This is a genomic window from Peribacillus sp. SRI_006 (assembly GCF_057586375.1).
On sequence record NZ_JBYCZT010000006.1, the window covers coordinates 60,092 to 72,608 of the forward strand.

The 12,517-nt window shown below is 43.3% G+C and carries 10 protein-coding genes; 4 read left to right on the top strand and 6 right to left on the bottom strand.

The genetic code is table 11. The features are described from left to right. Positions 1-84: 84 nt before the first annotated feature. A complete protein-coding gene (locus AC2YHV_RS09930; protein WP_057278004.1) occupies positions 85-1,452 on the top strand; it encodes an amino acid permease in 1,368 nt (455 codons plus the stop codon). 46 nt (positions 1,453-1,498) lie between these two features. Here AC2YHV_RS09930 and AC2YHV_RS09935 read toward each other — a convergent pair whose 3' ends face one another. Then, positions 1,499-2,362: a DUF4349 domain-containing protein gene (locus tag AC2YHV_RS09935; protein ID WP_487373117.1), complete on the bottom strand. Its 864-nt coding sequence runs from the start codon at positions 2,360-2,362 to the stop codon at positions 1,499-1,501. Positions 2,363-2,494: 132 nt separating this feature from the next. Between AC2YHV_RS09935 and AC2YHV_RS09940 the strand changes: the two genes are divergently transcribed. After that, positions 2,495-2,806: a TspO/MBR family protein gene (locus AC2YHV_RS09940; RefSeq protein ID WP_487373118.1), complete on the top strand. Its 312-nt coding sequence runs from the start codon at positions 2,495-2,497 to the stop codon at positions 2,804-2,806. 149 nt (positions 2,807-2,955) lie between these two features. Here AC2YHV_RS09940 and AC2YHV_RS09945 read toward each other — a convergent pair whose 3' ends face one another. From AC2YHV_RS09945 to AC2YHV_RS09960, 4 genes are all read right to left on the bottom strand, one after another. Next, complete coding sequence (locus AC2YHV_RS09945) at positions 2,956-6,774, bottom strand: bifunctional 2',3'-cyclic-nucleotide 2'-phosphodiesterase/3'-nucleotidase (protein WP_487373119.1); 3,819 nt, start codon at positions 6,772-6,774, stop codon at positions 2,956-2,958. Positions 6,775-7,092: 318 nt separating this feature from the next. Continuing rightward, positions 7,093-7,551 carry a DinB family protein gene (locus AC2YHV_RS09950; RefSeq protein ID WP_487373120.1) on the bottom strand — a complete coding sequence of 153 codons (459 nt, stop codon included), beginning with the start codon at positions 7,549-7,551 and terminating at the stop codon, positions 7,093-7,095. Positions 7,552-7,591: 40 nt separating this feature from the next. Next, the gene (locus AC2YHV_RS09955; RefSeq protein ID WP_487373121.1) at positions 7,592-8,410 is read right to left on the bottom strand and encodes a GNAT family N-acetyltransferase; all 819 of its coding nucleotides are present in this window, start codon (positions 8,408-8,410) and stop codon (positions 7,592-7,594) included. 410 nt (positions 8,411-8,820) lie between these two features. Beyond that, positions 8,821-8,985, bottom strand: a complete 165-nt coding sequence (locus AC2YHV_RS09960; protein WP_082609383.1) for a YvrJ family protein — start codon at positions 8,983-8,985, stop codon at positions 8,821-8,823. A gap of 157 nt (positions 8,986-9,142) precedes the next feature. On the opposite strand from AC2YHV_RS09960, the gene AC2YHV_RS09965 reads away from it, so the two are divergent. After that, complete coding sequence (locus AC2YHV_RS09965; protein WP_239859666.1) at positions 9,143-9,766, top strand: sigma-70 family RNA polymerase sigma factor; 624 nt, start codon at positions 9,143-9,145, stop codon at positions 9,764-9,766. Then, positions 9,759-9,977 carry a hypothetical protein gene (locus tag AC2YHV_RS09970; protein ID WP_487373122.1) on the top strand — a complete coding sequence of 73 codons (219 nt, stop codon included), beginning with the start codon at positions 9,759-9,761 and terminating at the stop codon, positions 9,975-9,977. Before AC2YHV_RS09965 ends, AC2YHV_RS09970 begins: the two co-directional genes overlap by 8 nt. Before the next feature lie 54 nt (positions 9,978-10,031). Here the strand turns inward: AC2YHV_RS09970 and AC2YHV_RS09975 are convergent, their stop codons facing one another. Further along, positions 10,032-12,401: a penicillin acylase family protein gene (locus AC2YHV_RS09975; RefSeq protein WP_487373123.1), complete on the bottom strand. Its 2,370-nt coding sequence runs from the start codon at positions 12,399-12,401 to the stop codon at positions 10,032-10,034. Between the last annotated feature and the right edge of the window lie 116 nt (positions 12,402-12,517).

Genomic DNA, 12,517 nt, shown 5'->3' on the forward strand with positions numbered 1-12,517 from the left:
CAATAAATAATATGTATTCTCCTCTACTAGTGATAAAATGCTAGATAGAGAAAATTAAACTCCAACATAGAAAAGGGGAAAATTATGCAAAACTCCAAAGAATCTCAACTACATAGAGGTTTGGAAGAAAGACATATCGCATTAATGTCTCTTGGCGCAGCCATTGGAGTCGGTTTATTTCTCGGCTCGGCATCTGCGATTAAATTAGCCGGTCCAGCAATCATCATTTCTTATGCCATTGGCGGACTTATGATCTATCTTATCATGCGTGCACTAGGTGAAATGGCAATAAAAAATCCAGTCGCAGGCTCCTTCAGCCGCTACGCAAGCGAATTTGTCGGTCCTCTTGCCGGATATATTACCGGATGGAATTACTGGTTCGTTTGGATCGCCACCTGTATGGCTGAAATTACGGCAGTCGGAATCTACATGCAATTTTGGTTCCCTGATACTCCGCAATGGGCTTGGGCGTTAGCCGCACTTGCCATCATGACAACGATTAACTTTCTTGCTGTAAAAGCTTACGGTGAATTGGAGTTTTGGTTCGCCCTCATTAAAATCGTAACGATCATCCTGATGATTGTCCTTGGCTTCGGAATGATCATCTTTGGTTTGGGGAACGGCGGAATCGCGGTCGGTTTCGGCAACCTTGTTGAAAATGGCGGATTTTTCCCTAATGGGATTTCTGGAGTCATCCTCTCGTTCCAAATGGTCATGTTCGCCTATTTGGGAATTGAAATGCTCGGTGTAACCGCAGGTGAAGTTAAAAACCCTGAAAAATCTTTAAAAAGAGCCATCGATACCGTTTTTTATCGGATTTTACTTTTTTACGTTTTAGCTCTGACGGTCATTTTATCAATCACCCCATGGGATGAAATGAATGGAGAAAACAGTCCATTCGTTATGATGTTTGATAAAATCGGTATACCAGGCGCAGCAGGAATCATTCAGTTTGTCGTACTGACAGCAGCCCTTTCATCTTGTAACAGCGGGATCTTCAGTACAGGAAGAATGTTATTCAACCTGGCACAGCAAGGTGAATCACCAAAAAGTTTCGAACGTACAACAAAGTCAGGCGTTCCTGGCGTTGCCATTATCGTTTCGGCTATCGTACTTCTTTTCGGCGTTTACCTTAACTACATGGAAGCCGATAAAGTTTTCACTTACGTCACAAGTGTCGCTACATTCGGCGCCCTCTGGACATGGGGAACGATACTTGTCACACAGATTATGTCTAGACGAAAAATGAGTCAGGGAGAAAAGCAAGGCTTATCTTACAAGATGCCTCTTTTCCCATTGACTTCTTATTTCACTTTAGCCTTTTTAGTATTCGTAATGATCGTACTCGGTTTTTCAGCAGATACAAGAATCGCTCTAATCGTTGGTCCGATTTGGATCTTACTGTTGGTAGTCCTGTATTATGTGACCGGCTTGCATAAACGGAAAAGATAAATGCCAGAGGGTGCCCAATCTAATTGGCACCCTCTATTTCATTCCTTCACCTTTTACCCCTTCTTTTGATCACCCAATGGACCACCGCACCAGCTCCGCCTAAAATAATGAGGATCGGCAAGTTTCCGATTATAAAAACAATGATTCCTGAACCCGCTTTAAGTAATAGATTCGCACTCGTTGCAAGTTGTTTCTTTGTCCTCTCCCATGTATTCAATTCCTTATTATCAATGCCCGGCACAACTATCCTGTCCTGTGATAACGTGATGGCGACCGTCGAATATGAGGTCTGGTTTTCAAGATACTTCATTTGCCCGGTCAGCTGCTCTATTTCTTCTTGCACCACGGCAAGATCGGATGATATTTTCAGCAAATCTTCCGTCTTCTCAGCATCCTTCATGAATGCAAGTAACCTTTCCTCCACTGCCCTCTTTGACTTCAATCTTGCTTTTAAATCCACATATTGCTCCGTTACATCCTGTCCTGTCACATTCCTTCCGACCACTTCTGAAGCCTCGCCCTCGCTATCGGTTAGAAAATCCTGAAAATGGGCTTCAGGGACCCGAACCGTGATCGTTCCTTCCACCAGTTCTTCATCTTCCCTGTATACATTGGACTCAACAACATATCCGCCATATTCAGCCACCTTATTCTCAATCTTCATTTGTGCTTTTTCAAGGTTCTTCACCTTCAACTCAAGCTGAGCTTGATGGATGACCTTTCTTTCATCCGTCATCCCTTCCTTTTCCGCTGCCTCTTCCTGCACCTTATTCCCGGAAATTGAAGCGTCCATTTTGCTGTCCGCCGTTTCATCCTGTGCTTTAGATGCTGAATCATCTTTTTCATTACTGCTGCATCCAGCAAGTAAAAGAAACAAACAGAACATAAGCATCATTGTTTTACGGTTCATCGGTATTCCCCCCTTTTCTTAATAGTACCGACGTAAAGTTTGGAGGAAAGTTACACTTCTTGATTAAAGGGGATGTTTTATTTTCAGGTGCGAAAGTAGAGGTATAAGAAATGAAGAAAGAAGAGGTCTGCATTGAACTACGGAAAATTGGCTAAGTGTGTATTGGTACCTGTCGTCGGAAGTTCACTTGTAGGGATATTCGCCACAAGGAATTCAAAAGAAATTTATGACAAACTCAAGAAACCTGCTTTTGCTCCTCCTTCCTGGACTTTCCCCGTTGCTTGGACCAGCCTTTATACGATTATGGGACTGCTGACCTTGATAACATTGACGGCATTCGAGTTTTATAAAATAGACCGTATATCAGGTTTAGCAATGATTCCCTATATAGCATGGGTCACCTTGCTATTTAGATTGAACTTTTCCATTTTCAGTAACTATTAATCACAAAAAAAAGCGGCCCTTCTATTAAGGAGCGCTCCCTTTAGAGTTTCACGAGTAAAAGTTGAAAACTCACGAGTAATTGCTCAATTTTCACGAGTAAACCCGCTAAACTCACGAGTAAATGTGCTATTTTCACGAGTAAACCTCAACTAATTATTGATATTCGTAATTCTGCCTTCAATTCCTGCCGTGATCTTTCCGCCTTTAAAGGTCTCTTTCACATAGTTAACGAATGCTTCCAGGTCTGCATGTCCAAACACACGCTCTTTTCCTTTCAGGACGGTATAGTTATCACCGCCGCTTGCCATGAAATCATTGACGGCCACCGTGTATGTTTCGGTATCCTTGATCGGTGTTCCGTCCGCTTTCTTCAATAAGGTGACACGCTCCGTGACAGGTTTACTGAAATCGGCTGTATAGCTCAGTCCAGAAATTTGCAAAGTTTTCGGAGATCCTTCCACGACCCATTGCTGTTGAAGCAGCGTTTTCACTTCCGCTCCAGTCAGTTCCAGCTTAACCAATACGTTTCCGAACGGCTGGATTTTCGCTAAATCTGAAAAAGTGACTTCCCCCTTTGGAATATCTGCACGGATTCCGCCTGGATTCATGAAGGCAAAATCGGAGTTCAAATCGGCCTTCATTGAATCGGCAATTAAATTTCCAAGGCCCGTTTCCTGCGTATAGGCATTGGTTCTTAAAATTTTCTCGTCCGTTGTCCCAAGCGGAGCTTTCAGCTCGGGGAACATGTCCAGGTAGTCGTTGATGAATTTCGTCGTCCCGGCATCCGGTGTGATGCCATCTTGTGTTACCGTTACAATCTCAGCTGACTTTTTGACAATATCCTTTGTGCTTGGATCGATTTCCAAATCCACATCTTCAAAAGCCGTTCCATAAGAGTAAGCTTGTACGATCAATTTATTATCGACATAGTTATTGACCTTTGCATGATTATCTCCAGCTAAGATCACATCCACTTCATCATCCACGGCATTGGCAAGATCAGCCACTTCGCCTGTGATGCCCCCTTCCTTTTCCGTGCCTGGGTCATGTGAGATGATCACGATCGATTTGACGCCTTTACCTTTCAACTCACTAACCGCCTTATTTACGGCAGGTGCCTGTTCTATGAATTCCACATTCTTAATGCCATCCGGACTTACTTTTTGAGGTGTGGCATTCGTGACTACACCTATGAACCCAATGTCAACCCCGCCGACATTTTTTATGACGTAAGGGTCCAAAATCGGTTTTTTCGTGTCTTTATATACGACATTGGCCACTACATATGGAAAGTTCAATTTATCGAATACCACATCGGATGTTGGCGACTTTCCGCCATTGATCTGAGCCATCAAGGTTTCTACCCCTTTGTCGAACTCATGGTTCCCGACAGTTCCGACATCGAATTTCATATCATTCAAAAACTGAAGCGTCGGTTTATCCTGGATCAAAGAAGAAACGGGTGCACTTGCCCCAACGGCATCCCCTGCCGAAAGTAAAAGTGTATTTTCAGGGTTTTCGGCTTTACGCTGCTTCAAGTGCGCGGCTAAATAATCGGCACGCCCTTGTTTGATGCCGCCAAAATCGGAGGTCGTATCAAGCTGGCCGTGAAGATCATTGATCCCGAGCAGTTGCACCTTAACGTTTTCTTTCCCCAAATTGTATTTGTAAATGCCAAAGCCTTTATCATCCTTTTTGCCTGTATAGGAAATCAGGCTGTCTTCCTTTAAATATTCCGCACCTTTTGGCGATGAGGTGAAAGTAACGTTCACCTTGCCTGAAATCGGGGCTATCGACCAGTTATTATCAGCGGTTGGATTGATCTCACCCTCTTGTGTGATGTAATCCATCAAGATTTGGCGATTTTCATCCGCAGAGTCAACCACATATTCGCTGCCCTTGACTCCCGGGAAGTTCCCCCCGCCCGAAGCACGGTAATTATTCGTCACGACGATGAAATCTTGATTCGGGTCCACTGGTTCACCATTATATTTCAAATCTGCAATCCTGCTTGAATCCGACACTTTTATCCCTTTTTCATCATAGCGCGGAGCCTTGGTGACATCGATTTGGTACGTGACACCGTCAATTACATCAAAATTATAAACGGCGAACTTTCCATTAAGCAGCTCCTGTTCCTCAGACTTGGCAGGATCGATCGTATTATATTTCCCGGCAGACATCTCAAGCCACTCTTTAACCACTGACCCTTTGATCTTGATTGCCTTCAAGGTATTATCGTATAAATATAAATCACCGGCGCTGCGGATGGTCAGTCCGCCTTCCTTGATTTCCGTGAATTCCTCTACGCCATTGCGACCCGCTTTGAATGGTGCTCCTACAGAGAGGATGGGCAAGTCTTTGTATTCAGGGCGGTTGCTTTGAATGTATTTTTCTACATACCATTTCTGTGCGCTCGTCACGACCTGTACGGAAGGATCGTCTTGCACAAGGGCGAAATAACTATGAATTGGAGCTGTAGTCGTTCCGATTGGCGTGTTAACATACTTGATCGTTCCTTCGTGATCCTTCTTCACGGCTTTGACGACAGCTGCATCTTCAGCCGCTTTTTTTCCTGTTATTTTGTCGTTGATTGCCCGTGTTGATGAATCGGAATTGACGACTTTCCATTTTCCCTTGATATTTTGGATATCAAGATCGATGATCCCGAGATGACTGCCGCCATATCCTGCTTGAACGGCTGGTACACCATTGATGGTACCCTTTTTATTATCCACGCCTTCAAGAACCTTTCCTTGGCTATCTTTGAATAGGCTGTCTAAAGAAGCCTCATCTTGTGCCGGGAAGACTTTATGCGTGTGGGAGAACGTGATGGCATCGATGCCGGATACCTTGCTTAATGAATAGATGACATCCTCGGTATTCTTGGTATCGCCATTAAACCCGGAATGTGTGAGGGCCACGATGACATCCGCGCCTTTTTTCTTCATTTCAGGTACATATTTTTTTGCGGTGGTGACGATTTCCTTTGTCATGACCTTCCCGTCTAGATTCGCTTTATCCCACTCCATGATTTGCGGAGGGGCAAATCCAATGTATCCTATTTTTACTGTTTTTTCCTTTCCATTGATGTCCTTCACTTTCTTCGTGACGATTTTATAAGGAGCATATTTATTTTTATCATTCTTTGGATTGTTGTCTTTATCCTTTTTATAAACATTGGCATTGACGTAAGGGAAGTTCGCATCGTTGATGGCCTCGTCCAAATAAGATAAACCATAATTGAATTCATGATTGCCAAATGTGGCCACATCATAATCAAGCAAGTTCATCGCTTTATAAACGGGATGAACTTCACCCTTTTTCAGAGGCGCTATTTTCGCTTTGTACGTACCAAGGGGAGTCCCTTGAATAAGGTCGCCGTTATCCACTAAAACGCTATTTTTCACTTCTTTTCGAGCCTGTTTGATTAAAGATGCGGTGCGGGAAAAGCCGACGGAGTCCGATATGGCATCCTTATAATAATCATAGCTCACCAGATTGGTGTGTATATCAGTCGTTTCCATGACCCTTAGTTCAAATGGTGCATCCGAAACGGAGGCTGCCAGGCTTTTGCCGAAGTCACTCGTATGGCCGTTATAATTGGAGACAACCGATACGTTAACCCAATAACCCGATTTGTACGAGTTGAAGTACGCCGAGAACTTTTGGGCCGATTTAATATCCGCCTCAACGGCTGATTGTGAAATGACCTTCGTCCCATTCATTAATTGAAAGACAACGGTTTCATTTCCTTTGTTCCCCTTTTTCGGTGTGACCGTTACAGTCGCTTTGGTGCCTTTTGAGTAATGAACAGTAGGAGCTGAAATGATAAATGGTTCAGTCGTGGCCGGTTTCTTTTTAGACTCTTTGGCGGATGCCTCCCCCGGTACGGTAAATGGCGCTGTAATTAAACTCACAGCAAGAATCGGTGCGAGCATCTTCTTAACTTGCAACTTGTACGACATACTTCACAACCCTTCTAGTTTTGTAAAATGCTAGAATAATATATCATGATTTTGTCGAATTATCGCCAAAATTTACCGTAATATTACGAATTTTGAATAAACGGTACTTTTTATCCATTCCCATCCAGAGTTCCTAGTTCGATATATCTTCAATCATATATATAAATCATCATAGAATCCCTTTGTATCCTTATGGAGAATGTCCCCTGATAGAGAAAGCTGGCCCATGAAAATGAACCAGCCTGCTAACATCGTATGGATTTCAAAGATCGTTCCTTACGCTCTTTTTTTCAGGGAAACCCTTTGAAAACGGCGAACCTATAAATCCCGATCTATTAAACTGGCGGATACCGGTTCAATGCCCATCTCCCTCGACCAGATGGACAGCTGGCCTATATGGTGAATTTCGTGCGCTATGAGATGGCGCAGTATCCTGCCTTTTTCATATGTCCCCTTCATCCAGGATGGCTGAACCATTCCATTCTCTTCTTCAATTGCATCCGAGTTCAAATAGTCCATGATCTCTGAGTGATATTGGTTAGATAAATCTTCCACTTTTCCGATCGTATCATAAGCGTCCAAATCGATTGCGACATCAGGCCTCCCTTGTATGGCCCTGATCCAGCTGCATTCGACATCGATAATATGGGCAAGTGTCCGCAATATATTGCCCATCCCTCCCGTACGCTGCCGTTTCAGCTCCTCATTCGGTAAGGATTGGCACCACTTGAACCATTCCCTTCTCACCTGCCAGTTATAATGGAATAATGTCAACATCCATCCCATCCCCCTAACACTCTTTGTCGTCAAATTCCCTTCAGCCTTTGTATTGATAATAATCCTGTCTTTGAATCGTTTTGAAGCCACAAGATTCATAGAGTCTTAACGCATGCTCATTAGTCGCCTCGACCTCGAGAAAAATATCATATCCCAGCTGGCATTGTTCGGCTACAACCTTTTTCAATGCCTTTCTTCCAAGTCCTTTTCCCTGGTATTTTGGCAAAATGGAAAATCCATAAATCCACGCTTCCCCGCCTGAGTGATCAACACGGATCTTACCGACTGCGCGGCCGCCCTTTTCAATCATCATGGTTTTCAGAGTATCCTCATATAGGATGCGCTGATAATAATCCTTCGCCTCTCGTTTCGTAAATCGGAAACATTGAATATCCAGCTGAATTTCCGTTTCCTCATCATCTCTCCGTGAAGGGCGAACGACTGCATCATCATAATCATCAAGCTCCGTTTCGGACCACTTCATTTGAAACTCTGAAAAAGCAAACTCACATGGGAGCTGTTTCAAAAATTCTGTCCCTGAGTGGGATTGAGCAGGTGAGTTCAAGAGAATCACCTTATAGTTGCGCTCCACGGCACTCCTTATCGCCTCTTCCAGCAGCTTAGTAAAAATGCCTTGCCTCCGGTAGTCGGGGTGCACCATCCCGCACATCTCCGCTTTGTTTCCAAAATCGTAAAGACCAAGAAAACCAACAAGCTTCAATCCATCATAGTGGAGAAAATCATTCTTATGAACACCATTTCGACTGCGAAGCGTTTCCCAATTCAGTTTTAACGTAAAACCTTCCCGTTCACATTCTTGCTGCAGGATCCGAATATCTTCCAGCTGTTCATTTTTCAAATTTGCCACCCCTTTTCCATATTATCAGTTTATTACCAAAAAATAAGAAAAGCAGCACCCTTTTACTTGGGTGCCGCATACTATTCAGAAGTTTATTGATGAATGTTGTTTTTTTAAAAGTATTTTCACTTTAATCCATAAAACTAAAATCCTACGAGGGGAGGATTTCCTATCTAATTCCATTGACGGATGAATTATAGCAGTAAAATGATTCCAAATGACGATTATTTTTTACCTATTTTGTGCTATATTCCAAATAATGGTTTATCATTATTTTATTTTAGGTTAAGGGAGGGATTTAACAAAAGCTTGAATCAGTTAGTACCCATTTCTTTATACCCGAATTCCGGACCCTTTTTAGTATAGAATCCGAAATTCGGTGTTTATCACCTGGCACTTACGTCCTGAGGTTATCGTTTTTTCGTTTTATGAGCGGACTTTTTTAAGTTCTCTACGTCCGTTGTCAGTTCTTTTAATTGTTTACCGAAGCGGAAGAGCAAAAACATAGAAACGACGAATGGATAGCCAAATTCGCTAACTAATGAAACCCACACACTAGCATCCTCAATCATCATCCTCTTCACCCCTTTTCTTTGTATCTGATATCTAAAGTGAAACTTGTCAAAAAAAATCAATCTAGCACTATTGATTTATGGAAAAAGGAACGAATGTTCCTATATAATTGATTTATTCCCCTTGTCCATCACTTTATTAATAAAAGGAGGGATAACAATGAACCAATTTACTTCTCATTTTTTTTCTCATTCATTGGAGTTTCTGCAGCAACAGTACTCATCTTTCTTTGCACAACCGATCATTCAATTATTCTTACAGAACCCAGAGCATTTAAAGATTTTCACTGAAACTCTTGATTCCCCTTCTTCCCACAACATTGATCATCTCAACGAGACTTTCAAAATTTTCTATTACCGGGCTAAAGTATACAAATACATGTGCTCCTTAATTTACTTTTTCTCTGTTGATTTTGATAAAAGGGCACGGAAGCAGCGGGAACGCTATCGAATGGTACTTGATGCGACACCAAGGGATACTGGCGGATTGATCGATCTAATCGGCACCTTGGACGTTCAACTTGAAAAGATGGGGGAAACGAATGAACTCGCTTCACACATAAGTGATGAAGAGATGATAAAAGCCTTGAAGAAGTTAACAGCCAAACAAAGCCTGGTATTGACCATGATCTTTTCCTACGGCCTATCCAACAAGGAAATTGCTGCCTATTTCCAGGAGTCGCCACAGAATATCTCAAGCATCCGTAAACAAGCTCTAAAAAAACTTCGAAAGCACTATATGGATGAGGTATATGTTAGAAAGGAGAAAAGCCATTGTGGATAAAAAACTGTCAAAAGAAGAATTGTTGGATCTCATAGACTCTTTGAATCCTAAAATAAAAAAATCGTTAAGAAACACGAACTATCAAGACCGGAATGATTTGGAGCAAGAAATTAAACTCAAGATCATTGAATCATATGAAAAAATCGCAGCAATCGAGGCCCCTAATTTTGAGGAGTTCCTTGCAGAATTCTTTACTAAGCAAAAACAATGAAAAAGTACCAAGTCCAGAGCAAGGATGCTGGACTTGGTACTTTTTTTCTGGATATCAGTATGAAGGTTTCAATGTCAGCTTATCCCCTTTTGGATCGTCCATTGTGGTTTTGTGATAAGTACCTTCTGCCCAATCATCAAGCTGATCGTGGTACCACTCACTTTTCACGTTACCTGATTGACCCGGTCCAACAAGGTGATATCCTTGTTTCATGTCGGCTAGGTCGATGACGAATCTCCAGGAGCCACCGTGATTAACGGTTCCATCATCTAAAAATGCCGCCGCCTGTACGGTGACACTGCTGCCGCCTACCGGAATGCCGCCGCCGCCGTTAAATAAATAATGTAACGGGGCGACACTTGATAGCGGGTGGTTAAACCTGACTTGATGATAGTCTCCCCATTCCCAATCAGCTATATCGTCACCTTGTGATTCTGCCAGTTCCGTTAACGTCACCTGTAACGACTTGGCAAGCACCTGCTCAAGTCCGCCTGCATCTTCAATCCAAGGGCCCGGCTTACCGTCCAGTGCCCGCCTTAGCAGTTCATCAATGGCCGAACGCCTTCCATTAAAAAGGTTGAGGGTTTCCTCCGGTATTTCTTCTTTAAGCAGGACATCCCCTATATTTCGCATCCAGACATTAAAAATCATAGGTGCCGCTTCATCAGCGGAATCGATATGATTCCATTTCTTCAGAATCGTCAGTGCCTGGGCTTCCTGTTTCCCAGATGGACCCTTCAATACCTCCACGAATCGAGGAACAAACTCCTTAGCTTGCAAATTCACTTTATCCATCTGCAGGCTTTGCATATCCTCGGCCGTAAGCTTTTTATTCTCCTTTAAAAACTCCTGTATCCTCATCTGGCGGTATGGCTGTGCCCAGTTATTGCTGATATGGTAAGGGTAATCATCCGAGATGACTTTATTATTCGCTGTCGAAATGAATCCCTCTTTTGGATTCACCGTTTTTGGAAGTTGATCAAAGGGAATATAGCCTTTCCACTCAAATTCATCCGTCCAGCCAGGTACTGGCAGCATACTATCACCTTTTTTCCGGATTGGGATTTTCCCATTCGCCTTATAGGCAATGGTCCCATCGGCTGAGGCAAAGACGAAATTCTGTGCCGGCGTTTCGAATTTCAAGAGGGCCTTTTCGAATTCTTTCCAGCTTCCCGCCTTATTCATATTCAGTACCGCTTCAAGCTCGGCCGATGGATCAAGTGCCGTCCACCTTAAGGCAAGCACGGTATCTTTTCCGCTTTTCCCGGCAAACTCGGAGACAACGGGTCCATGGCGGGTAACCGTCACTTGATAGTCAAGTGTTTTCCCATCCTTCACCTTGATGGGTTCGTCCAGGATTTCAGCTTTTTCCCATTTACCTTTGTAGGAGAATTCTTTCTCATTTTCCGGGTTTCTCCTCTCAATATACAGATCCTGAACATCCGGACCGGTATTGGTCACACCCCAAGCGACCTTTTCGTTATGACCTAGTATGATTCCCGGAATCCCGGCAAAAATAACACCGCTCACATTGACTGACGGGGCCTCCAAATGCATTTGATACCAAACCGACGGTGTAGCCAAACCCAAATGGGGATCATCCGCCAATAACGGCTGACCGGATTGCGTTTTCTTGCCTGAAACGACCCAGTTATTGCTGCCGTTGAATTCATAAGGAATAACGGCCCCTGCAAAACTTTTTTCAATATCCAGTTCTTCCTTGCTGATGATATATGGGGCGTTCTTTGGATAATCGGGAAATAAATCATATGCCTTTTCCTTGGGGAACGTTTGCAGCAAATACTGCCTAAACGCCTGATCTTCCCAGTTCCCGCCTAAATCAAAGGCCATATATTTACCTATGGTCAGCGAATCGACCGGTGTCCAAGGCTCCGGTTCGTATCCAAGCAGAGTGAACTCCGCCGGCCATTTTCCATTCTCCTTCAATTCATCGATATAAAGATTTACCCCCTCGGCAAACATATCCAAGGCTTCTTTTCCGTCACTTGAATATGCAGCATAAGAAGCTTCGGCCGCCCGCCTCAAACCAAGTGTGCGGAAATACTTATCATTTTTGACGGTTTTCTCACCAATCACTTCACTTAATCTACCTGACGCCTGACGCCTGCTTAAATCCATTTGAAATAAACGGTCCTGTGCTTGGATATATCCTTGGGCTAAATACAAATCATGTTCACTCGCTGCGTTGATATGCGGGACCCCACTTGAATCCCTCACCACCGTAACCGGTTTCAAAAGACCTGGAAGCGATATTTCCCCCTTTGTTTCCGGCAAGGATCTTGAAAGAAATACATTTGCGGCAATCAAGACAGAAAGCAAAAGTATGATCAGGATTCCAAAACTCCATAGCGCCCGCTTTCTCCACTTCCGTTTTGGCTTTTGCTGAGGTACGGCAACTTCCATCGATTCATCTTCCTCTCCCCTTAAAACTCTCTTTCTTTCTATTTTAGATATTCCGCGTTTAACTCCATCTTTCCTACCACCATCCCCACATTCTCTCTTTTTATTTCAAGAAGGAA